Annotated in this window: 18 protein-coding genes; 8 read left to right on the forward strand and 10 right to left on the reverse strand. The window is 74.6% G+C overall.

Annotation, left to right across the window (positions count from 1 at the left end; all coding sequences use genetic code 11):
• Positions 1 to 52: 52 nt before the first annotated feature.
• Positions 53 to 925 (reverse strand): EamA family transporter, encoded by an 873-nt coding sequence (locus tag F603_RS0125735; RefSeq protein ID WP_019548819.1) that lies wholly within the window; start codon positions 923 to 925, stop codon positions 53 to 55.
• 137 nt (positions 926 to 1,062) lie between these two features.
• Between F603_RS0125735 and F603_RS0125740 the strand changes: the two genes are divergently transcribed.
• A complete protein-coding gene (locus F603_RS0125740) occupies positions 1,063 to 1,635 on the forward strand; it encodes a helix-turn-helix domain-containing protein (RefSeq protein WP_019548820.1) in 573 nt (190 codons plus the stop codon).
• A 30-nt stretch (positions 1,636 to 1,665) separates the two neighbouring features.
• On the opposite strand, the gene F603_RS0125745 is transcribed toward F603_RS0125740, so the two are convergent.
• The gene (locus tag F603_RS0125745) at positions 1,666 to 2,076 is read right to left on the reverse strand and encodes a CoA-binding protein (RefSeq protein WP_019548821.1); all 411 of its coding nucleotides are present in this window, start codon (positions 2,074 to 2,076) and stop codon (positions 1,666 to 1,668) included.
• A gap of 107 nt (positions 2,077 to 2,183) precedes the next feature.
• Between F603_RS0125745 and F603_RS0125750 the strand changes: the two genes are divergently transcribed.
• From F603_RS0125750 to F603_RS0125765, 4 genes are all read left to right on the forward strand, one after another.
• The gene (locus tag F603_RS0125750; RefSeq protein WP_019548822.1) at positions 2,184 to 2,819 is read left to right on the forward strand and encodes a YigZ family protein; all 636 of its coding nucleotides are present in this window, start codon (positions 2,184 to 2,186) and stop codon (positions 2,817 to 2,819) included.
• Positions 2,820 to 2,969: 150 nt separating this feature from the next.
• Positions 2,970 to 4,136, forward strand: a complete 1,167-nt coding sequence (locus F603_RS0125755) for an exonuclease SbcCD subunit D (RefSeq protein ID WP_019548823.1) — start codon at positions 2,970 to 2,972, stop codon at positions 4,134 to 4,136.
• Positions 4,133 to 7,198, forward strand: a complete 3,066-nt coding sequence (locus F603_RS0125760) for an AAA family ATPase (protein WP_019548824.1) — start codon at positions 4,133 to 4,135, stop codon at positions 7,196 to 7,198. The genes F603_RS0125755 and F603_RS0125760 overlap by 4 nt, the downstream gene beginning before the upstream one ends.
• 836 nt (positions 7,199 to 8,034) lie before the next feature.
• Positions 8,035 to 8,901, forward strand: a complete 867-nt coding sequence (locus F603_RS0125765; protein WP_019548825.1) for an SDR family oxidoreductase — start codon at positions 8,035 to 8,037, stop codon at positions 8,899 to 8,901.
• A gap of 88 nt (positions 8,902 to 8,989) precedes the next feature.
• On the opposite strand, the gene F603_RS0125770 is transcribed toward F603_RS0125765, so the two are convergent.
• The 4 genes from F603_RS0125770 to F603_RS0125785 all read right to left on the reverse strand — a co-directional run bounded on the left by F603_RS0125770 (position 8,990) and on the right by F603_RS0125785 (position 14,406).
• Complete coding sequence (locus F603_RS0125770) at positions 8,990 to 10,684, reverse strand: DUF885 domain-containing protein (RefSeq protein WP_019548826.1); 1,695 nt, start codon at positions 10,682 to 10,684, stop codon at positions 8,990 to 8,992.
• A 71-nt stretch (positions 10,685 to 10,755) separates the two neighbouring features.
• Entirely contained in the window at positions 10,756 to 12,114 is a 1,359-nt protein-coding gene (locus F603_RS0125775) for a GNAT family N-acetyltransferase (protein WP_019548827.1), read from the reverse strand.
• An 82-nt stretch (positions 12,115 to 12,196) separates the two neighbouring features.
• Positions 12,197 to 12,784 (reverse strand): DUF1990 domain-containing protein, encoded by a 588-nt coding sequence (locus F603_RS32935; RefSeq protein WP_019548828.1) that lies wholly within the window; start codon positions 12,782 to 12,784, stop codon positions 12,197 to 12,199.
• Between the two features lie 29 nt (positions 12,785 to 12,813).
• The gene (locus tag F603_RS0125785) at positions 12,814 to 14,406 is read right to left on the reverse strand and encodes an alkaline phosphatase D family protein (RefSeq protein ID WP_019548829.1); all 1,593 of its coding nucleotides are present in this window, start codon (positions 14,404 to 14,406) and stop codon (positions 12,814 to 12,816) included.
• A 265-nt stretch (positions 14,407 to 14,671) separates the two neighbouring features.
• Here F603_RS0125785 and F603_RS0125790 point away from each other — a divergent pair, with 265 nt between their 5' ends.
• Positions 14,672 to 17,485: a hypothetical protein gene (locus tag F603_RS0125790; RefSeq protein ID WP_019548830.1), complete on the forward strand. Its 2,814-nt coding sequence runs from the start codon at positions 14,672 to 14,674 to the stop codon at positions 17,483 to 17,485.
• Between the two features lie 511 nt (positions 17,486 to 17,996).
• Here the strand turns inward: F603_RS0125790 and F603_RS0125795 are convergent.
• The 3 genes from F603_RS0125795 to F603_RS0125805 are packed head-to-tail and all read right to left on the reverse strand — an operon-like array spanning position 17,997 to position 20,003.
• Complete coding sequence (locus tag F603_RS0125795) at positions 17,997 to 18,608, reverse strand: DUF1707 SHOCT-like domain-containing protein (RefSeq protein ID WP_019548831.1); 612 nt, start codon at positions 18,606 to 18,608, stop codon at positions 17,997 to 17,999.
• A 35-nt stretch (positions 18,609 to 18,643) separates the two neighbouring features.
• Positions 18,644 to 19,060, reverse strand: a complete 417-nt coding sequence (locus F603_RS0125800) for a polyketide cyclase (RefSeq protein WP_026328711.1) — start codon at positions 19,058 to 19,060, stop codon at positions 18,644 to 18,646.
• 55 nt (positions 19,061 to 19,115) lie between these two features.
• The gene (locus F603_RS0125805) at positions 19,116 to 20,003 is read right to left on the reverse strand and encodes an alpha/beta fold hydrolase (protein WP_019548833.1); all 888 of its coding nucleotides are present in this window, start codon (positions 20,001 to 20,003) and stop codon (positions 19,116 to 19,118) included.
• A gap of 125 nt (positions 20,004 to 20,128) precedes the next feature.
• On the opposite strand from F603_RS0125805, the gene sigJ reads away from it, so the two are divergent.
• On the forward strand, positions 20,129 to 21,118 hold the full coding sequence (gene sigJ, locus F603_RS0125810) for an RNA polymerase sigma factor SigJ (protein ID WP_019548834.1): 990 nt from the start codon (positions 20,129 to 20,131) through the stop codon (positions 21,116 to 21,118).
• On the opposite strand, the gene F603_RS0125815 is transcribed toward sigJ, so the two are convergent.
• On the reverse strand, positions 21,078 to 21,863 hold the full coding sequence (locus F603_RS0125815) for an SDR family oxidoreductase (RefSeq protein ID WP_019548835.1): 786 nt from the start codon (positions 21,861 to 21,863) through the stop codon (positions 21,078 to 21,080). The genes sigJ and F603_RS0125815 overlap by 41 nt on opposite strands.
• 262 nt (positions 21,864 to 22,125) lie before the next feature.
• On the opposite strand from F603_RS0125815, the gene F603_RS0125820 reads away from it, so the two are divergent.
• The gene (locus F603_RS0125820; protein WP_026328713.1) at positions 22,126 to 22,878 is read left to right on the forward strand and encodes a GntR family transcriptional regulator; all 753 of its coding nucleotides are present in this window, start codon (positions 22,126 to 22,128) and stop codon (positions 22,876 to 22,878) included.
• Positions 22,879 to 22,899 lie beyond the last annotated feature (21 nt).

Below are 22,899 nucleotides of genomic sequence, written 5' to 3' on the forward strand. Positions count from 1 at the left end.
CACCCTCCAAGGCCGCACCGGAACCAACGATCAGGTGATCCGAAGCGACGGCCTAGCCCGAGGCGAGCAGCAGCGAACCGAGGAGTGCGAGGCCGGCCCCGGCCGTCTGGAGCGCGCGGAGCCGCTCCTGGAGAACGCCGCGTGCGGCGAGTGCCGTGACGACGGGGTAGAGCGACGCGAGCACGGCCGCGACGGTGACGGGGCCGCTCTGCGCCGCGACGGCGTAGGTGCCGTTGGCCGCGACGTCCGCGAGTCCGACGAAGGCGAGTGAGGGCAGCGCGGCCCGCACCTCGGCCACCCCGCCCGCCGGCAGCACGGGGGTGCCGCGGCGGGCCGAGACGGCGAGGGCGCCGCCGCCCACGAGCACGTTCACCAGCCGCTGGACGAAGAGCGCGAGGAAGAGCCCGGTGACCGTGGGCGTGGCCTCGGCGACGAGTTGGATCGTCGTGCCGAAGCCGAGTGCGGCCCCGAGCGTCAGCCCGATCGTGCGCCGCTCGACGGAGGCGCCGCCCGAGCCGACCCCGCCGGCGAGCACCACGCCGCCGAGCGCCACGAGGACGCCGGCCGCCTGCCAGACGCCCGGCCGCTCCGCGTGGAGGAGGACGCCGGTGCCGATCGGGACGACGACGCCGCCGAGGGTGGCGATCGGCGAGACGACGCCCATCGGGCCGAGCGCCAGGGCGCGGTAGAAGGCGAGCATGGCCACCGGGCCGATCGCGCCCGCCGCCCCTGCGCACCACAGCAGTCGCGCGTCGAGTTCGCTCCATGCACCCGTGGCCACCACGACCGCGCCGAGCACCACGGCGGCCGTCCCCTGGGAGACCACCACGACGGTCAGTTCGCGCATCCGCTTGCTGAGGAGCCCGCCGCCGAAGTCGGCGAGGCCCCACAGCAGGCTGGTGGCGAGCGCGAACGCAGCGGTCATCTCGGTGGCTCCCCTGAGTACAGTGGCGTGCAATCGGCGGTGGTGCGGAGTGCACTCCGCGCGCGCTTCAGTGTAGTCGAATCCACTGTACTTCAGTATCAATTATTTTTGACTGAGAGGGGACGGTGCAGACGCCCGTGACCGACCTTGACCGCCTGACGCTGTCCCTCGCTCGCAACCTCAAACGCCTGCGCACGGAACGCCAGTTCACGCTGGACGCGCTCGCGGCGCGAGCAGGCGTCAGCCGCGGGATGCTGATCCAGATAGAACAGGCGCGGACCAACCCGAGCGTCGGCACCGTCGTCAAGATCGGCGACGCGCTCGGCGTCAGCATCACGACGCTTCTCGACTTCGACCAGGAGCCGCGCGTCCGGATCGTCCCCGAGGCGCAGGCGGTTCGGCTCTGGTCGACCGAGGCGGGCAGCCACAGCACGCTCCTCGCGGGGGCCGAGGCGCCCGGGCCTCTGGAGCTGTGGTCGTGGCGGCTGATGCCGGGCGACGCCAGCGACTCCGACGCGCATCCGGCCGGCACGGCCGAACTCGTGCACGTGTCGTCCGGCGAGCTCACCCTCACCGTGGAGGGCGAGGAGTACCGCATCCCGGCCGGCACCTCGGCCGCCTTCGAGTCGGACGCCGCCCACGGTTACCGCAACGACGGGGACGAGCCGGTCGCGATGGTGATGGCCGTCAGCGTCCCGCCGCCGCGCTGAGGGCGGTCCGCCGCCGACGCGCCGTCCGCCTCAGCCGCCGAGCCTCGGGATCTCGATGGCGGGGCAGCGGTCCATCACCATCGCGAGGCCGGCCGCCCGCGTCCGGTCGTACGCCGCCTCGTCGACGACACCGAGCTGGAACCAGACGGCTCGCGCCCCCACCGAGACGGCCTCGTCCGCGACGGGACCCGCGAGCCGGGAGTTGACGAAGACGTCCACCACGTCGACGGGGAAGGGGACGGCGGCGAGCGACGGATACCCCTGCTCGCCGTGGACGGTCTCCGCGTGCGGGTGGACGGGAACGATCCGCTTGCCGAACCGCTGGAGCACCTCGGCGACCCCCCACGCGGCGCGTGAGCGGTTGGCGGAGAGCCCCACCACGGCCCAGGTGTCGCCGAGTTCGGTGAGGATGCGCCGAACCTGGCCTGGCTCTGCGTACATCTGCGCCTCCTGCGTCGCGCGGGTGCTCGTGCGGCGGGAGAACCCCCGCAGCGTTTCCGGTATTCCCCCGGCCGTACGTGCGGACCGCGCGTGCATAGGGTTGCCGTATGGAGCAGGGTCCTGACGAGTTCGCGGCCGTCGCCGCCGAGGGCGTCCACGAGACGGAGATCAACCGGTCGCGGTTCCGGTGCGCCCTCGCGCCCGTGGCGGACGAGGACGACGCGCGTGCCTTCGTCGCCCGCGTACGGGCCGAGCACCCGGGGGCCAACCACAACTGCTGGGCGTACGTGGTCGGTGCGGACGCCTCGGTGCAGAAGGCGAGCGACGACGGCGAGCCCGGCGGCACGGCAGGGGCGCCGATGCTCCAGATGCTGCTGCGGCGCGACGTGCGGTACACGGCAGCCGTCGTCACGCGCTACTTCGGCGGCGTCAAGCTCGGCGCGGGCGGGCTCATCCGCGCCTACGGCGGCGTCGTGGGCGAAGCGCTCGACGCGGTCGGCACCGTGCGCCGCCGTCGGTACCGCCTCGTCACCGTCACCGCCGACCACCAGCGTGCCGGCCGCCTCGAGAACGACCTGCGGGCCGGCGGCCGTACCGTCCGCGAGGTGCGTTACGGCGCCGAGGTGGAGATCGAGCTGGGGGTCCCCGAGACCGAAATCGCGGCGTTCCGCGCATGGTTGGCCGACGCGACGGCGGGCGGCGCGCGGCTGGAGCTCGGAGGAGAGGCGTACTTCACCGGCTGAGCAGGTGTCGACTCGGCGGCCAACCCCGCCTCGGGCCACCGGAGATGGCCTTCCGGACGCCAGGTGCGCCGCGGTCGCGGGAGGCGCGCGGCGGCCGTCGTGACGAGGGCGTACGGCCGGTGTCGGTGGTGGCGTCTAGGGTCGTTGACCATGCGCCTGCTGCACACCTCGGACTGGCACCTCGGCCGGAGCTTCCACCGCGTGAGCCTCCTCGAAGCCCAGCGTGCCTTCCTCGACCACCTCGTGGAGACCGTCCGCGACCGCGAGGTCGACGCCGTCCTGGTCGCCGGGGACGTCTACGACCGTGCCATCCCCCCGCTCCCCGCCGTGGAGCTCTTCGACACCGTCCTCCACCGGCTCGCCGCACTCGACGTGCCCGTCGTGATGATCTCGGGGAACCACGACTCCGCCCGCCGACTCGGCGTCGGCTCGGGGCTGTTGGCCCGCGCCGGCGTCCACCTGCGCACCGACCCCGAGGGCTGCGCGGAGCCGGTCGTGCTCCGCGCCGGCGGGGTGGAGGCCGCCGTCTACGGCCTGCCGTACCTGGAGCCGGCCCTGAGCGCCCCGGCCGTCGGCGCCGCGGGGCGCAGCCACACCGCGGTGCTCGGCGCCGCGATGGACGCGGTCCGCGCAGACCTGGCCGCACGTGCGCGCGGCACCCGTTCCGTCGTCCTCGCGCACGCCTTCGTCACCGGCGGCGAACCGTCCGACAGCGAGCGGGACATCACCGTCGGCGGCGTCTCCGCCGTCCCGGCCGCGGTCTTCGAGGGCGTCGACTACGCCGCCCTCGGCCACCTGCACGGCCCCCAGCGCCTCACCGACCGCGTCCGGTACAGCGGCTCGCCCCTCGCGTACTCCTTCTCCGAGGCCGACCACCGCAAGTCCATGTGGCTCGTCGACCTCGACGCCGCGGGCGGGCTCCGCACCGAGCGCCTGGAGCTGCCCGTGCCGCGGCCCCTCGCGCGTCTGAGCGGCACCCTCCAGGAACTCCTGGAGCGACCGGAGTTGGACCGTCACACCGACTCCTGGGTCGAGGCGACCCTCACCGACGCGCACCGCCCCGACGAACCCATGGCCCGCCTCGCCGAACGGTTCCCGCACGTCCTCTCCCTCGTCTTCGACCCGCAGGGCGCCGAGGCCGGGTCCGGCGGCTCGTACGCGGGCAGGCTGCGCGGCCGCTCCGACCGCGAGGTCGCCGAGGACTTCGTCACCCACGTACGCGCCGGCCGCGGCCCCGACGCTTCCGAGAGCCGCATGCTCCAGGAGGCGCTCGACACCGTCCGCGTGGAGGCGGCGGCGCAGGAGGTGGCCCGATGAGGCTCCACCGGCTCGACGTCACCGCCTTCGGCCCCTTCGCCCGAACCCAGCGCGTCGACTTCGACGCGCTGTCCTCCGGCGGCCTCTTCCTGCTCCACGGCCCGACGGGCGCCGGCAAGACCTCCGTCCTCGACGCCGTCTGCTACGCCCTCTACGGCAGCGTCCCCGGAGCCCGCCAGCAGCCCGGCGCCTCCCTGCGGAGCGACCACGCGGACCCGGCGGTGCGCACCGCCGTCACCCTCGAACTCACCGTGGCCGGCCGCAGGTTGGAGCTCACCCGGCAGCCCGAGCAACTCCGCCCCAAGGCCCGCGGCAGCGGGACGACGCGCGAGCGCGCCCGCTCCGAACTCCGCGAATGGGATGCGGCGACGGCCGGTTGGCAGGGCCTCAGCCGCTCGCACCAGGAGATCGGCGAGGAGGTCGGCCGCCTCCTCGGGATGAGCCGCGAGCAGTTCTGCCAGGTCGTGCTCCTGCCGCAGGGCGACTTCGCGCGGTTCCTCCGCTCCAACGCGGAGGACCGCGCACGGCTCCTCGGGCGCCTCTTCGACACCGGTAGGTTCGCCGCCGTCGAGGAGCGCCTCGCAGAGCAGCGCCGCCTCGCCGCCCAGGACGTCCGCGAGGGGGACGAACAGCTACTCGCCCTCGCCCAGCGGATGCGCCAGGCCGCCGGCACCGACACAGGCGTCGGCGAGCTCCCGCTGCCCGGCGCGGAATCGGGCACCTCCCCGGTGCCGAGGGCGCGCAGCGCCGAGCAGCTCGCCCCTGGCGACCCGCGCCTCGCCGAGACGGTGCTGGAGTGGGCAGCCCTCGCCCGCACGGCGGCGAGGGAGCGACTCACCGCAGCCAGCAGCGCCGTCGCGCTCGACGAGTCCCGCCACGTCTCGGTCACCGCCGAGCTGGAGTCGGTACGCCAACTCGCCCGCGACCAGCAGGCGTACGCCGACTTCCGGAAGCGCGCCGAAAACCTCACCGCCACCGAGGGGAAGCGGGACGCCGCCGCGCGCCGGCTGGAGCTCGCGCGCGCCGCCGAGGCGGTCGCGCCTGCCGTCACCCGCAGCCGCACCGCGGCGGCCGAGCATCGACGGGCCGCCGAGGCGGAGACGCGCGCCCGGGCACCGCTCCCGGTGGAGCTCGCTTCGGCTTCGCCCGAGCAGCTCGCCGCGCGCGAGGGCGCGCTGCGGGCCGAGCTCGGCGGCCTCGCAGCGGCCGCCCGCAGCGAGGGGCGGCTCGGCGAGGTCGAGTCCGAAGTCGGGGCGCTGGAGGCCGAGTCGGCAGCCGCCGAGGAGCTGCTGCGGGAGGCCGAGGAGTGGCTCACCGGCTGGGAAGGGCGCAGGGCCGCGCTGCAACGCGGGATCGAGGAGGCGCAGCAGGCCGTCGCCCGTGCCGAGCACCTCGCCGGCCTGCTCGGCCCCGCCCGCGAGCGGCGCGACGCAGCCCGCACCCGGGACGCCCTCGCCGCGCGGCGCGAGGAAGAGGAGGCGCGGCGCCTACGGCTCGCCGAGCGGGCCGGAGCCGCACGCGAGACCTGGCTCGATCTCAAGGAGCGCCGGGTCCTCGGCATCGCGGCCGAGCTCGCGGAGCGGTTGGTCGCGGGGGAGCCGTGCGCGGTCTGCGGCTCGGCCGAGCATCCGGCTCCGGCGCGCGCCGGAGCCGGCCACGTCGACCGCGCCGCGGAGGAGCAGGCGTTCGAGCACTACCAGCGGGCCGACGAGGCGGCGGAGGAGGCGGAGCGCCGACTCGTCCCGCTGCGCGAGCAGCTCGCCGCCGCCACCGCCTCGGCCGGTGACCGCTCCGCCGAGGAACTCCTCCGCGAACACGCGGACTTGGAGCAGGAGCACGCCGCAGCGCGGCACACGGCGGGCGAGGCGCACACCGCGCGGGAGGCGCTCGCCGCGGCCGAAGGCGAGCACGCACGCAGGACGGCAGCGCGCGGCGAGGCCGAGCGCCGGGTGGCGGCGAACACCTCGCGCAGGGAGGCGCTGCTCCTGGAGGCCGGCCGGCTGGAGAAGGAGGTCGCGGAGGCGAGGGGAGATGCGGCGAGCGTCTCGGCCCGCACCGCGGAGTGGGAGAGACGGGTCGAACTCCTCGCCGTGGCGGCCGAGGCGGCGCGCGCTGTCCGTACCAGTGCGCAGCACCTCGAGGAGGCCGAGGCCGAACTCGCCGACGCAGCGCGGCGCGCGGACTTCGCCACCCCCCAGGAGGCGACGGAAGCCCTCCTCGGCGAGGCCGAGCAGCGCGAGCTGCGGGAGCGCCTAGCCCGCCGCGAGGCGGAGGAGGCCGCCGTCGCCGCCGGCCTGGAGGACCCGCGACTGCGGCAGGCCGCCGCGGCACCGACCGCCCAACCCGCGGAGACACAGGCCCGGTTGGAGGAAGCCACCCGCCGGCTGCGGCACTCCTCGGCGGCCGAGCAGAGCTGCCGCACCCGCTGCGCCGAACTCGACCGCCTCAGCCTCCTCGCCGCCGAGGACGCCGAGAACCTCGCACCGCTGCGCGAATCGGCCGCCCGGGTAGCCGGCCTCGCGTCGCTGGCTGCCGGCACCTCGCAGGAGAACGAGCACCGGATGCGACTGGAGTCCTACGTCCTCGCCGCCCGTCTCGAACAGGTCGCGGCGGCGGCCGGCGCCCGGCTCTCCCGGATGTCGGGCGGCCGGTACACCCTCGTCCACTCGGATCAACGCGCTCCCGGACGCGGCAGATCCGGCCTCGCCCTCCACGTCGTCGACGCGTGGACGGGCGCGGAGCGCGACACCTCCACCCTTTCGGGCGGCGAGACCTTCTCCGCCTCGCTCGCGCTCGCCCTCGGACTCGCCGACGTCGTCACCGAGGAGGCGGGCGGCACCCGCCTGGAAACCCTCTTCATCGACGAGGGCTTCGGCAGCCTCGACGAGCAGACCCTCGACGAGGTGCTCGACGTCCTCGACTCCCTGCGCGAACGCGACCGCTGCGTCGGCATCGTCAGCCACGTCGGCGATCTACGGCAGCGCATCCCGACCCAGCTGGAGGTCCTCAAGACCCGCACCGGTTCGGCCCTGCGCCACCGGTCGGCACCGATGCAGGAGTGAGCCGCCGGGCTTTCAAGGGGGCACCGGGCGGGCGTTCCGATCGCCGCCCGGCGGCTCAGGGGGCGCTGCGTTGGCGTCGATGCCGGTCGGTGCAAGTCGGGTTAGGGGTGCGCACCAGCCGCATACCTCCGAATGGCGGGCGGCCGAGCCCCGCGGTTGTGTCAGGCATACGCATGCAGGCGGACGGCAGCGGCGGCCTTGCGGAGGCTCCGCGTCCTGTCGGCGTCGAGGGCTCGGACGCCGAGCCACGGTCGCCCCGCGGTCTCTCCGGACGCGGCCCGCTGGAGGCCGGTCCGCTGACGCCGCCGCCCGGTGTCCCCAGGGGCCGCGCCCCGCGTCGGCGCCAACACCGAGCGGAGCACGTCCGGTTGAGAGCGAACACCACCCCGTACCCCCGAATGGTGGGCAGCGGAGCCCCGCGGTTGTGCCCGGACATACGGACGCAGGCAACCGGAGGGAACGGTCCCCACGGAGGCGCCGCTTTCCGCGTCGACGCCGGAACGCCGACGCCGGAACGCCGACGCCGGGGCGCCGGCTCCCCGACGCCCGCAGTAGGCCGGACCGCGAGCACCACCGCGCCGCGTGCATCCCCCCGGCCGGACTCGCCCCGTTGGTGCCACCGGTCGCGCAGACAACGCCACCGGCCGCCCCACCCGGCCCGCTCCCCGCTCCCGGCTACCGGCCGCCCAGGTGAACACCCGCCGGCCGATGAACCGGCCCGCCTCCGCCGTCGGCCCCAAGTCCCCTTGGGCGCGCGGGAGACCGGAGGCAGGCGCACCGGCTGACCCGCCCCGGATACGCATGACACGGCGCGCCCCCTGTACCAGGATCGCCCCATGAACCAGCCCCCGAAGCCCGCCTCCCCCTACCGCGACCCGTATCCCCTCCGTCGGCGCACGGCCCTGGTGACCGGCGCCAGCAGACGCCTCGGCATCGGGCACGCCGTCGCGCGCCGGCTCGCCGCCTACGGCGCCAGCGTCTACCTCCACCACCACACACCGCACGACGAGGAGCAGCCTTGGGGCGCCGACTCGGGCGGCATCGAGGCGGTCCTCGAAAGCGTCCGCGAGGTCGGCACCGAGGACGCCGTCTTCGCCGACGGCCCCGCCAACCTCGCCCAGCCGGACGCACCGGCGCGGCTCGTCGCCGACGCGGCGGAGGCGCTCGGCGGCCGCCTCGACATCCTCGTCGCCAACCACGCCCTCAGCGGCGACGACGGCCCTCTCGACGCGATCGACGCCGGCATGCTCGATGCGCACTGGGCCGTCGACACCCGTTCCACCGTGCTGCTGACGCAGGCGTTCGTGCGTCAGCGGCGCAGCACCGAGGCGGAGCTGCGCCGCCGCGCCGAGGACGAGCCGCCGACGGGCCGCATCGTCTGCCTCACCTCGGGACAGGACCGCCGCGGAGGCATGCCGGACGAGGTCGCCTACGCCCTGGCCAAGGGCGCGCTCGCCTCCGCGACGCGGACCCTCGCCACCGCCCTCGCCGAGGAGCGCGTCACCCTCAACACCGTCAACCCCGGCCCCGTGGACACCGGTTACGTGACGGGCGAGGAGCATCTGGCCGTCGCCCGCCTCTTCCCGGGCGGCCGGTGGGGCACCCCCGACGAGGCGGCGAAGCTCGTCTCGTGGCTCTGCACGGACGAGGCCGAGTGGATCACGGGAGAGGTGATCAACTCCGAGGGCGGCTACGCGCGTTGACGCGCCGGGGTCCCGGGCGGGGAGACGGGGGCCGGACCGGCGGTGCCGGCTCCGCGTCCACCGAGTACGGTGGCGCGGAGCGCGGCGGCTAGAGCACCGAAAGCTCCTCGACGAGGTCGTCGAGCCCCAACGACCCCTGCGAAAGCGCCGCCATGTGCCACCTCTTCGCGTCGAACGCGGCACCGTGCGCCCTGCGCGCCGCCTCCCGGCCGGCGAGCCAGGCACGCTCGCCGAGCTTGTAGCCGATCGCCTGGCCCGGCATCCCGAGGTAGCGGACGATCTCGCTCTCCACGAACTCGGCCGGCCTTCCGCTGTGCCGGCCGAAGAACTCCTGCGCGAGGGCGGGCGTCCACCGCTCCCCGGGGTGGTACGGCGAGTGCGCGGGGATCTCCAACTCCAGGTGCATGCCGATGTCGACGATGACCCGGACCGCGCGCATCATCTGCGCATCGAGGTAGCCGAGGCGCTGCTCGGCGTCGGTGAGGAAGCCCAGCTCGTCCATGAGGCGCTCGGCGTAGAGCGCCCATCCCTCCGCGTTGGCGCTCACCATGCCGACGCCCGTCTGGTAGCGGGAGAGGTCGTCGGAGCAGTAGGCCCACTGCGCGAGCTGGAGATGGTGGCCGGGGACGCCCTCGTGGTACCAGGTGCTGACGAGGTCGTAGACGGGGAACTCGGTCTCGCCCATGGTCGGCAGCCAGGTGCGGCCGGGACGCGAGAAGTCGAGCGACGGCTGCGTGTAGTAGGGAGCGGCGGCGCTGCCGGGCGGGGCGAGGCGCGACTCCACGCGCTTGACGGGCTCGGAGAGCTCGAAGTGCGTCCCGTCGAGCTCGGCGATCGCCTCGTCCATGAGGGACTGGAGCCACCCCTGCACCTCGTCGATGCCGACCGAACGGCCGTGCTCGTCAAGGTACTTGAGCGCTTCCCAGGGGGTGGCGGCGCCGGGGAGCACCTTCTCCGCCTCCGTGCGCATCTCGCCGAGGATGCGGTGGAACTCCTCCCAGCCGTAGGCGTACGCGTCCTCCAGGTCGAGGTCGCTGCCGTTCCACAGGCGGGACATCCGGGCGTACCGGTCGCGTCCGAAGATGTCGGAGGTGCCCGCGACGGCCGGTGCGTACACCTCGCCCAGCCAGCGGGCGAGTTCGGAGAAGGCGCGTGTCGTCTCCTCCGCGGCCGCGGCGAGTTCGCCGCGCAGCTCGTCCGGGCCCTCGGCGGCGAAGTCGGCGAACCAGTCGTCGCCGCCGGAGGCGCCCGTCCACTCCTCCAACTGCTCGATCATCGTCTCGACTTGGCGGGGGCCGCCGAGCAGGCCGCGCTCCAGGCCCTGTCCGAGTGAGGCCCGGTACCCTTCCAGAGCCGCCGGCACGGCGCGCAGCCGGGCGGCCACCGCCGACCAGTCCTCCACCGTCTCGGTGGGCATCACGGTGAAGATGCCGCGGACCGAGTGCACCGGGGACTCGATGTTGCTGACGGTGCGCAGCCCCTCGCCGGCGTCGTGCACGGCGAGTTCGGCGGTGAGGCGCTCGCGGAGGAGCCTGGCGCAGCGCCGTTCGGCGGGGGAGTCGCCGCCGGGGCGATTTTCGGCGTCGGTGAGGCGCTGGAGCGTCTCGCGTGCGAGCCCGGCGAGCCTCTCCTGGCCTTCGGGGGAGAAGTCGGGGAGGTATCGGTTGCTCTCCGGGACGCCGAGGTAGGTGCCGGTGAGGGGGTCGAGTGCGACGAGCGCGTCCACGTAGGCGTCGGCGACCTCGCGGGGCAGGGGGGCGGTGGCGTTCAATGCATCGGACATGCGCCCATCCTGGTACGCCGCGCCGGCGGCGTCACCCGTATTCGCCGCCGGCGCATCCGCGGAGCCCCCGGTCAGTTGGGTACGTGCTCGCCGGCGTCCGGCGCGCCCTCCGGTGCGTGCTCGGCCGTCAGCAGGGAGCTGACCACGAGGGTGCCCCCCTCGATCTGGTAGTCGAGCGGGAGCCCGAGGCTCCGCATCGCCGCCACCATCCCGGTGTTGGAGGCGCGCGTCACCGCGTAGACGCTCTCGGCGCGCGCTCGGCGTGCGGCGTCCACGAGGCGCCGTAGCAGGGCGCCGCCGACACCGCGCCGCTGCCACCCGTCCTCGACGAGCAGCGCGACCTCGGCCTCCTCCCCGTCCCAGAGCAGGTGCCCGAGCGCGACGAGCCTCCCCGACGCCGTCTCGACGGCGAGGGTGCGCCCGAACCGAGGGGAGAGCAGGTGCTCCAGGTACCGGTCGGCGTCCCGGAGCGGGCCGTGGTAGCGCGCGGTGAGCGTCTCGTCCGAGCAGCGTGCCTGCATCGCCTTGGCCGCTTCCAGGTCGTCGAGTCCCGCCCGGCGTACGGTGATCGGCTGCCCCTCGGGGAGGGTGCAGCGCTCGCGCCGGTCTGGCAGGCGGTGGCCGAGGCGGGCGTCGAGCTCGACGAGGGCGCGGGCGCGCGCGAACTCCGTCGGCGTGAACGGCAGGGCAGGGCGCTCGACGAGGAGCCGTCCGCCTGCGGGGTCGGGCAGGGTGAGCACTGTTTCCGTCATGGACGCCGGCGCTTCCTCGCCGTCGGCCGGCAGCCACCGCAGCCGGCAGCGGCCGAGCAACTCGCGCAGGGTCAGGGGGAGTTCGGCCGGGTCCTGGGCGGTGCGGCCGGCGAGCCGCAGGACCCGCGTCGGGGTGTCGACGAGGTCGTGCGCGTCGGCCCGTTCCAGCCATGTGTCGCTCCCTCCGGCCGCGGAGACGCTGTGCGACAGCGTGCCGGCTTCCAGCGACTCGGGGGCGCGCAGGAGGAGTTCGTCGACGGCGGTGGGTCCGAGCGGGTGCGTCTGGAGGGCGAGGATGTCGACGCGGCGGTCGGCGAGGGCGCCGCACAGGGCGGCGAGCGCGCCGGGTTCCTCCCGCACGGTGGTCCGCATCCGCCACAGCGCCGTGGGTGCCTCGTCGGCCTCCGTCGGGGCGGGCGGCTCCGCGTCGGGTGCGGTGTGCCGGCGGCGCCTTCCCCACCAGGTGTGGAAGGCGACGGTGGTGAGGAGGACGAGCGCGGCGACGGCGAGTGTCACGGGCCCGTCGGGCGCGTTGACCACCGTCTTCGCCGCGGTGTCGGCGACGGTGACGGCGAGGAACAGCGCGGCGAGCTCGACGAGTTCCCGCCGCCAGCGGTGCGGCTCCTGCGCGGTCGGCGCGGTACGGGTACGGGTGGCCTTCGCGGTCTTCTCCGTCATGCCGTCCACCTTCGCGGACGGGCGTTGCGTGATCACGAACGGTGTGTGACCCGTTGATTAAACGTGCATCTGCTGGCTTGTCTCAGGTTTCGCCGAGGTTGCACTCTTTGCCCGAATCGCCTGCCCGGTGCCGATGCGACCGCACCAGCCTGCGGAGCACCGCGCCGCACCAGTGCGCGTACGCGCGCTGGAAGAGCCGCACCAGCGGCAGGGCGGCGCGCACCCACCCGGCTGCCGGCGAGCTGAACGCCGTGACGGTGAGAACCACGGTCTCGTCGGGCTCCAGCCGCAGGGCGAACGCCTCCTCCCCGCTCAGCAGGTGCCCCGGCAGCGTGCCGTACGCCCACCCCGCCGCCGACCCGTCGCACCGCGTCCACACCACCCGGCAGGCGCACCGCACCCGTACCGCGCGCGGGCCGATCCCCACCCGCACCCGTACCCCGGGGGCGGCTCGCGGCGCGGACGCGCACATCTCGACGCCCATCGCACGGTGCAGCCGGAACTCAGACAACTCCCGTGCGGCGACGGCGAAGACGCCACGCCCCCGCCCGATCCGCTTCCGCACGCACAGCGAACCGGGGAGTCCGGGCGGCAGACGCCCCGCCGTCGCGCCGACGGCGCGGTACGTCAACTCGGAGGCGGCCGAGGCGTCGAGGTGGTGGTAGGCCATGGCTGACGAGTATCAGGGCGCGTCCTCGTCTACGCGGAGCCGGGGCTGAGCGTCTGCGTGAAGAGGACGGCTCCGCCCTGTTCGCGCAGCCGGACCGTCATCTCGCCCGTGGTGCCGTCGATGTCGACCTGGCCGAAGTACTGGCCGCCCTCCGACGGGGGTGTGTTCGCCTTCTGCGGAGCCTTGAGGAAGCGCTGGTCGGGTCCGAAGGTGGCGTCGAGCTCCAGCGCGGGGAACCCGCCGGCGTTGAGCGGCCCGGAGACGAACTCCCAGAACGGCGTGAAGTCGCCGAACGCGGCCCGGTCGGGGTCGTAGCGGTGCGCGGCCGTGTGGTGGACGTCCGTGGTGAACCAGACCGTTCCCGTGATGCCGTCGTGCTTGATGTGCCGCAGCAGTTCGGCGAGCTGGAGCTCGCGGCCGAGCGGCGCTCCGGGGTCGCCCTGTGCGACGGCCTCGACGTCGGTGTCGCCGTCGGGTACGACGAGGCTGATCGGCATGTCGGAGGCGATCACCTTCCACGTCGCGCGGGAGCGGGAGAGCTCCCGCTTGAGCCACTTCAGTTGCGCCGCGCCGAGGATGCCCTGGCGGTCCTCGGGCTGGCGGCCCGGGGAGTTGGCGTTGCGGTAGCTGCGCATGTCCAGCACGAAGACGTCGAGGAGCGGGCCGTGGTGGACGACGCGGTAGACGCGCCCGTCCTCGTCGCGCGGGGGAAGCGTGGTGACGGGCAGGTACTCGCTGAAGGCGCGCAGCGAGCGGGCGGCGAGGGTGTCGACGTCCTTCTCCGTGTAGCGGTCGTCGTCGAGGACCTCGCCCGGGTACCAGTTGTTGAGCACCTCGTGGTCGTCCCACTGGGCGACCGTCGGGACCTGTGCGTTGAAGCGGCGCAGGTGCGCGTCGAGGAGGTTGTAGCGGAAGTTGCCGCGGAACTCGGCGAGCGTCTCCGCGACCTTGGACTTCTCCTCCGTGGTGACGTTGCGCCAGGTGCTGCCGTCGGGCAGCGGGACGCTCGCCTCGATCGGGGAGTCGGCGTAGATGGTGTCGCCGCTGTTGAGGTAGAAGTCCGGGTCGAGGCGGCGCATCTCCTCGAAGATCCGGTAGCCGCCGCGGTCCGGGTTGATGCCCCAGCCCTGCCCCGCCAGGTCGCCCGACCACACGAACCGCACCCCCGCGCGCTGCTGGAGGGGAGCGGTGCGGAAAGTGCCGTGCACGGGCTCGCCGGCCCGGCGGCCGTCGTCGGGGTCGAGGAGGGTGACCCGGTAGTGGATCTGCTCGCCGGGCGGGAGGCCGTGGACGGCGACCCGTCCCGTGAAGTCGGTTTCCGGGCCGACGAGGGGGCCGTCCCAGCGCCGCGGGTCGCGGAACGCCTCCGTCGGGGCGGTCTCGACGAGCATCCGCGCCGGCCGGTCCGCGCGCGTCCACACCAGCCCCGAGGAGCTCGTCACGTCGCCGGCCTGCACGCCCCACTTCGCCGCCGGGGCGCTGCGCCGCAGCAGGTGCGCGGGCGCGGCCGAGGCGCCGCTCGCCAGCACGGGCATCGAGAGCGCAGCGGAGGCGGCGAGCGTGCCGCGCAACAGGGCGCGCCTGTCGGGGGCGTGGGCTCTCGTCGGGTCGCCGTGGTCCATCGGTTCTCCTCACTGTCGTACGGCCGGAGTGGCAGCTCTATCCCGGGCAGGTGCCGCGCACACGAACGCCGCGTGAACTTCGGCGCCCCGGCCCACAGGAGAGGGTGGCCCCCGACCCCCTGTGCGGGGAAGGGACGAGAGGCGCCGTGGTGCGCCGGTGCGCGTCCGCCTAGGATCGCTCGGTGACCGGGAGACGGAGAGCGAGAACCGTGCAGGGCGGCACCCCGAGCGACCGGCAGCCGAAGTGCCGTACGGGGGAGGCCGGATGAGCAGCTACGAACTCGGACCGCGCGAGCGGTTCCTGCGCGCCGACGCGCTGGCCCCGGGCCCGGAGCGTACCGCGGCGCTCGACGAGGCCCGCCGCGCAGCCGAGGCCGACGGTACCCTCCGCACGGAGGTCCACCTCGCCCAGCTCGCCGACGCCTCCCGATCCGGGGCGTCCGCCCGTCTGTTCGCGCCCCTCGCCCGCCTGCTGCGCGTCCTCGACGAGCGTCCCGGCGACCTCGGTCCCGACCAACACCGCGCGCTGCACCGGGCGTTCCCCAACGCCGTCGACGCCATGGTGGCCCAGCCGCACGTGCCGCTCGACGCGATCGAGGAGTGGCTCGGCGAGGCGTCGGAACGGACCGGACGCGCCGGTTACTCGCTTCGCGGCATCCACCGCGCCGAGGCGGCCTTCGCGCTGCACCTCGGCGACGCCGGGCGCGCGGAGCGCGCCGCCGACGCCTGGCGGCGGGCGCCGCGGGACGGCGCGGCGGAGTGCCGCGGCTGCGAACTCCTCTTCGAAGGGCGCCTGTTGGCGGGCGTCGACGACGCGGGGGCGCTGCGCGCGTGGCGCCCGCTGCTCGCGCCGCGCGACGAGCTCCCGGGCGGCCCGGAGCAGAGGGAGGAGGGCTGCGCGGTGTGCCGGGCCTCGGTTCTCGCTGCTTCGGTGCTGCCGCTCGTCCGCGTCGGCAGTACCGCTCTTGCGCGCGGGCACCACCTGCGCGGCTACCGCCTCGCACGCACCGTGCCCGGCGCGCTCGGCGACATCGCGGCGCACCTGGAGTTCTGCGCCCGTACCGGCAACGAGCAGCGCGGCTTCGAACTCCTCGACGAGCAGTACCTGGCGGGCGAGCCCGGCGTCGGAGAGCCTGCCGCCCGTCTGGAGTGGCTGGTCGCCGTCTCGCTTGTGCTGCGCCGAAGCTGCGAACTGGGCGGCGGCGAGGAGCGGTTGCACACACCGGACGGTGGCCGTCCCACCACGGCGTCGCATCTGCGCGCCACGCTCGACGAGGCTCTCGACCTCGCTGCCCGCTTCGACCGCCGCAACGGCACGAGCGCAGCGGGCGACCGCAGCAAGGTCCGCCTGGCCGCCGCACCGCTGCTCGACGCACTCGCGGTGCACGGCGGTCGCACGGAGCCCCTCCCGCACGGCGGTCCTGAACAACTCCTCACGCATGCACGGCAGTTGAGTGCCGACGGGCGCCCCGAGGCGCCGGCGGCGTGGTCGGCCGTGGACGCGGCGTCCGACCACGGTGGGCTGCTGCCGGGCGCGGCCCGCGCGGAGCTTCGCGACCACCGAGCGATGGACCTCGCGCGCAGCCGCCCGGAGGAGGCCGTCACCGAATTCCTCGGCGCGGCAGCCGAGTTCGACGCGTACGGCCTCCCGGGATCGGCGCTCGCCTGCCGAGCCCGGGCCGCGCTCGCCACCGCCTTCGCCGGCGACCCGGCGGCGGCCCTCGCCGAGGCGGACGAGCTGTGCGCCGCCGCGCACCGGCTCCTGGGCAACGGGGAGGCCGACCTGCGTCAGGTGACGGCCGTCCTCCTCACACGCGCCAGGATCGAGTCTGCGCTGCTCCCGGAGGCGCGCCGACCGGACACTGCCGCCGCGCAGTTGGACGCACGGTTGTCCGAACTCGTCGCGTTCGCGCAGCCGTACGCAGCCGAGCCCGCGGTCCGCGCCAGGATCGCGGAGGCGACCGAGTCCCGTGGACGTCTCGCCGAGCGGTGCGCCGACGATCCGCGCGCACGGGAGTACCTCGGCGAGGCGGTCACCTGCTATCGCGCAGCAGGCCGCCCCTGGTCCGCTGCCGGCGCCCAACTCGCCCTGGCTCGCGTCCTGCTGAACACCGAGGACCCCGAAGAAGCCGTCCGGGTCCTCGCCGCCGCACTCGACGACGCCGACCGCGGCGACGTGCCCGCCTCCGCCGACCACGTGCGTCTGCGCCTCCTGTACGCCGAGGCCGTCGAGGCGGACGGCGGGCGGCGCGAGGCGGCGGCTGCCTGGCGCGAGGCCGCGCTCGCCGCGGAGGAGGAGGGCGACGGCGAGGGCGCGGGAGCCCTCGCGCGGATGCGCCTGGGCGGCTCCCTCCTGGCGCTCGGCCTCCACCGTGCGGCGGTACGGACGCTCCGCCGGGCTCTGCCCCTACTGGACGAGGCGCACCCGCCGTCCCGACGCGCCCGCGCCCACTTCTGGCTCGCCTCCGCCTACGGCGCGCTCGCGGCCCACCGTTCGGCCGCCGAGGAGTACGCCGTCGCGGCGGACCTCACCGACCGGGAGGACGACCCGTACGACGGCGCCCACCTCCTCCACCTCGCGGCCGACTCCTACACGGAGGCCGGCTACGACGACGAGGCCGCTCGCGCCTACGCGCGGGCCGACGCGGCGTGGCGCTCCCTCGGCGAACCGGCCCCGCTCGCACGGGTGGTGCGGATGCGCGCCCGTCTCGTGCTCCGCGCGGCCCCTCAGGCGCCGGCCCCTGCCCTCTCCGAGGCCGCAGGCGAGGGCGTCGCGCTCCTCGCGGACGCGGTCAGGGGGCTCCGGCACCACATGCCGTCCGCACCGACCGGCGAGCTCCGCGCCGAGCTGGCGCTGGAGCTCGGCCACACCCACCTGCTCGTCGCCGAACTCCTCGACCACCGCAGTCCGCCCGAACCCCGCCGCGTCGCCGAGGAGTTGGAGGCGGCGGCCACCGCGTACGCCGAAGCCGCGGAAGCGGGTGGCGAGTTGGGCGAGGAGGCGCGGGAGGCGTACGGCGAGGTCCGCCGCCGTATCGCTGCCGCTGGGGGACGCGGGGGTCGGGGGGGCGTGCGGTAGTAGTCCGACTTCCCGTGGCGAGGCTGAGGTGCAGGGGCCGGCTCCGTACGTGTCGCCCTTGTCGACGGCTGAGCGCCGCACACGAGCCTCGTCCTTGACGCGCCCTCGGTTCCGCTTTGCCCTGCGCCGTGTCCCGCGCGGGCCGTCCGGTTGCGCTGCATGAGTCGGCCCCGGGCGAGTGCTGCGCACCGAGCCGGCAGGAAGTTGGCAGGCGTCCGCGTCGTCGGCATGCCGGAGGGTCCCAGCGTACGCATCACCGAGTGCGTCCTGTCGAAGGCGAGTTGGTGGCGAGCGCCTGTCACTCTTGTGTCGAGTGGAGGTGAAAGAACGGCCGCCGCGACAGCAGCCCACCGCCGTCAGCCTCCCGAACAGCATGTCGACGTGCCTCCCGGGCCCGCGAGGCGAGAGCCCCCGCTCCGCACGTCCGGCGAGGGCACGGAGCCGAACGGCCACCTCCGACCCGCGGGGGACGAGCACCGGCCGGGACCGACGCACGCCCCACCAGCAGCCCCTACCGCCCCGCCCGCCGTGCCCGCGCCGTCTCGAAACGGCTCGGGTGGCGTACTTTGAGCGTCCCCATGCGCACACGGCCCGTGAAGTGCACAACGGCGGCGTCCGGTTCAGGCGGCCCCGTGACCCAGTTGACGACGCTGCTCATGCCCGTGCTCAGCTCGTCGATCCGCACCGCCCAGCCGCGCGGCACCACGACAACCACCGTGCCCATGCCGACGGCGAGTTCGATGGTGACCTCGCGCCTGCGGCATTCGGCCGCCGTGAAGTCGATCGTGATCGTACCCATGCTCGTGTTGGCGACGATCGTCTCCGGGACTTCCCAGTAACCGGTCTGCTGGAGAACGCCGTTGGTCTTCAGCACCAGCGGCCGATCCGAACCCCCCGCGCGTGGCGGCGCGTCGGGGAGGTCGACGACGAGCGGTTCCAGCTCCGCGAACGTCTTGGCTGAGAACGCCGCCTCCAGCCGCTGCTCCAACTCCGTCAGCGACAGCCGCCCTTCCACCGCCGCTTCCCGCAACCGCTCGGCGACTGCCTCCCGGTCGGTGTCGGCGGCCCGCAACTCTTTTGCACCGGTGGAGGGTTGCGGAGTCAGGTCGTCGGAGGAAGCCATGCCCCGAAGTGTAGGTGGCCGGGCATCCGGCGGCCTCAGCGCGCACCGGACTCCAGCAGCGTCCTGAGCCGGGCGAGGTCGGCGGTGACCGCAGCGGCGTCCCGAGCGAAGGCGTCGTCGCCGGTTCCGGGTGCACGCCGCAGGGTGAAGACGACCTCGCTGCCCTCGCCGTCGGCGAGCACCCGTACCGGGTTGTGGACGGTCGTCCCGTGGGAAGGCGTCACGTCGTGGTCGAGCACGCCGAACTCGTTGCACGGCGCGAAGACGACCACGACCCGCCCCAGCTCCGGGGAGTGTGCGACCCACTCGCCGTCGATCCTCTCGACCGTCTCGCCGAGCCCGTGCGCCCACTCCGGCAGGTTCGCCGGGTGCGACGCGTAGGCGTGGACCTCGGGAACAGGACGGGCGATACGGACGCTCAAGTGCCGCGATTCCTCGCTTGCGTGGGTCATGCCGACGACGCCAGCGGGCGGCGGGCCGACTCGGCTTGAACCCATCGGACGGGGCTCAGCCCGATGCGGCTCGGGCCGCCGCCGTCGTGTCGAGGACCGTCCGCGCGACGGCTGCCGGGTCGTCGTTCATCGGCACGTGGCCGCAGCCGCGGAGCCGCACCAGCCGGGCGCCGGGTAGCACGTGCTTGGCGCGGACCCCCTGCCGCGGCAGTAGCACCCGGTCGCGGTCGCCCCAGGCGAGCGTCACCGGCACGTCCGGGATGTCGCTCCGAAAGAGCGCGTCAGGACGCCGCCCCGAGGCCAGCACCGGCTCGAACCCGGTCGCGTCCCGGAGTGCGGCCGTCTCCGCGACCACCGCCTCGGGCGAACGCCGGCCGGGGCGCGCGTAGATGGTGCTGGTGAGTGAGGCGCGTCCGGCGGCGCTGCGCGCCAGCGTCCGCACGGCCGACTCGGGGAGCGCGGCGGCTCCCGCCCGCATGCCGCGCAGCACGGCGAAGGCGTACCGCCGCTCGCGCTCCGTCCAGAAGCCGGCCGGGGAGAGCGCCGTCACCGAGCGGGCCCGTCCGGTCCGCGCCAGCTCCAGGGCGAGCAGTCCACCGAGCGAGTTGCCTGCGACATGGGGGCGCTCCAGAACCAACGCGGCGCAGACGGCGGCGAGTTGACGTGCCGCGCTCGCCGCGTCGTAGCCATGCCCCGCTGGCAGCTCAGGGGAGGCACCGAAGCCGGGAAGGTCGAGTGCGACGACGTCGTGGGAGGCGGCGAGGGCGCCGAGCACCGGTTCCCACGCCTGCCAGTGGTGCCCGACCCCGTGGAGCAGGACGAGGGGTTCGCCTGCGCCGCGTCGCTCGTACACGACGTCGAAGGGCGGGCCCTCGTCGGAGTCGACCCGGACGCGGGTGCGGGAGACGGGCACGGGAGCGTGCGGGGAGCTGACGGCGGGCACGGGGACCTCCTTCGGATCGGACCGCTCGCGCGAGTGCGGTACCGCAGTGTCGACACGATGTCAGCAGCGGCTCGCCCCGGGAACCCCCTGGCGGCCGCGGAGCCGCCCGGTGCCATCCTGGGGACGTGGCGGCAACCGAGGCGACGAACCCCCAACCCGGCGATCCCGGCGGCGAGTTGATCCAGGCGCTCTCGTCCGTCTTCGAGGAGTACCGCGCGGTGCTTCTCCAGGTCGGATACCGCATGCTGGGCAGGTACGCCGACGCGGAGGACGTCGTCCAGGAGACGTGGCTGCGGTGGTCGGCGGCCGACCGCAGCGACGTCCGCGACCCGCGCGGCTACCTCGTGCGCACCGCGACGAGACTCGCCCTCGACCGCCTCCGCCAGGCCGCCCGCCACCACGAGGAGTACCCGGGCGTCTGGCTCCCCGAGCCACTCCCCACCGATGCGCTCGCGCCCCCGCCCGGCCCCGACGGAGAGGCGCACGCGACGCGGCGCGAGTCGGTCTCCTACGCCGTCCTCGTCGTACTGGAGTCGCTCTCCCCGCTGGAAAGGGCGGTCTTCGTCCTCCGCGAGGCGTTCGAGTTCCCCTACGCCGAGATCGCCGGAACCCTCGACAGCACCCCGACGGCCGTCCGCCAACTCGCCGTCCGCGCACGGCGGCACGTCGCCGCGCGCAGTCCCCGCTACGACGTCGACGCGGCGCACCACGGCGAACTCACCGAGCGGTTCCTCGACGCCGCCACCGGCGGCGACCTCGCCGGGCTCCTCGCGCTCCTCGCTCCCGACGTCCGCCTGGTCTCCGACGGCGGCGGCAGGGCGAAGGCGCCCCTGCGCACGATCACCACGGCGCAGAAGGTGGGCCGCTTCCTCGCCGCGATCGGCTCGCAGGCGGCGGACCTCGCCGTCACGGTCCGCGAACTCAACGGGCTGCCCGCGGTGGTCGCCGTGCGGCCCGACGGTGACCTGCACGGCGTCTTCGTACTGGAGCAGGACGCGCAGGGCCGCATCGGCACCGTCTACCTGCTCGCCGACCCGGAGAAGCTCGCCCATCTCGCCGTGCAGCCGCGCCCGTTCAGAGGCCGCCGCTCACCCGCAGCACCGCACCGGTCGTGAAGGACGCCTCCTCCGAGAGCAGCCAGCTCACGGCGGCGGCGATCTCCTCCGGTTCACCGGCCCGCCGCAGCGGCGTGATCGCGGCCTTCCTGCGGGGGCGGTCGGCGTCGCCCATCGCCTCGTGCATCCCTGTGAGGATGGCCCCTGGCTGTACCGAGTTGACGCGGACGCCCTCGGGGCCGAACTCCTTGGCGAGGCCCGTCGTCATCGCGTCGACGGCCGCCTTGCTCGCCGCATAGTGGACGTACTCCTCGGGCGCTCCGAGCGTCGCGGCGCCCGAGGAGATGTTGACGATCGCCCCGCCGCGCCCGCCGTACGCGGTCGACATCGTGCGCAGCGCGCGCCGCGCGCAGAGCAGCGCGCCGACGACGTTCACCTCCACCACCCGCCGCATCACCTCGGGCGACGTCTCGGTGAAGCGGCCCAGCGGGCCGGAGATGCCGGCGTTGTTCACCAGCCCGGTGACGGGCCCCAACCGCTCTTCGGCGGTGGCGAAGAGGGCGTCGACCTGGGTTTCGTCCGAGGTGTCGACCTGCACGGCGGTCGCCTCGACGCCGAGGTCGCGGACCGCGGCGAGCGTCCGCTCCGCCGCCTCGGCGTCCCGCGCGTAGCCGACGCAGAGCCGGTGGCCCTCGCCTGCGAGGCGCAGTGCGGTGGCGGCGCCGATGCCGCGGGAGGCACCGGTGACCACGGTCGTACGCGGCCCGTCGGCGCGGGCTGCGGGGGAGTGGGGCTCGGGCTGCATAAGCGCTCCAGGGGTCCGAGGATGATCGATCATTTCTCCTCGCGTCCTCGCCGTCAACGTCCATCGGCCCTGCGGAAACCCGCAGTTGGGGCGTGGGGGCGACGATTGGTCTTGACCAAGGGGGGCGCCCCGCCTATCGTCGCGGGCATACGCAAGGACCTTTAAGAAACAAGGAAGCGGAAACGCCCGCGCCTTACGGGGGCCGCAGGCGGGCGGGTTGAGGCGTACGACCACGGGGTGAAGAGCAATGGCGGAGGCAACGGTGGGGACCACGCAAACCGAGGCAGTGCCGGAGCCGAAGTACTGGCACCTGAAGACCGTCCTGTCCGAGGCGCTCGATTCCGAGTTCTCCGTCGGGGAGGTCCTGCCCAACGAACGCGAGCTCGCCGCCCGCTTCGGCGTGGCCCGTGCCACCCTCCGACAGGCCCTGGAGCAACTGGAGTTGGAGGGCAGGTTGCAGCGGCGCCGCGGCGTCGGCACCACCGTCGCTCCTCCCCGGGTCGGCGTCGACGTCGGCCCAGGGCAGCCCGGATGGCCCGGCGCGCCCGACGACCTCTGGCAACTCGAGGGGTCCGAGGAGGAGGCACCGCTCCCCGCAGAGATCTCCCGCCTCCTCCGGCCGCATCTCGGCGAGGGCGAGCCGGTCCACGCGGTGCGGCGCAGCAGGATGAACCACGGCCAGCCCGTCGCGACCGAGGTGCTCCACGTCCCCGGGTCCTCCGTGCCCGGCCTGCCCGCGATGGCCTCGTCGGCGGGTGCCGCCGCGCACGCCCGAGCTGTCCTCCGCGAACTCCACCGCCTCACCCTGGAGGGCCAGGACCGCACCGTCGAACTCGGGTCCGCCCGCGCGGAGGAGGCACGCCGTCTCGACCGCCTCCCCGGCGCCCCCGTCCTCGTCGTCGCGACGCGCTACCTCTCCGAGGGCCGCGTCGCCGCCGTCTCGCACGCCACCTACCGCGCCGACACCTGCCGGCTCTCATTCGCCGAGGCGGAATCGCTGTCGCTGGCCGGCTGATACGGCCCGCGGGGCCAACCC

This window comes from Streptomyces sulphureus DSM 40104 (assembly GCF_000381025.1).
GTDB classification, from domain to species: Bacteria; Actinomycetota; Actinomycetes; order Streptomycetales; family Streptomycetaceae; genus Streptomyces; species Streptomyces sulphureus.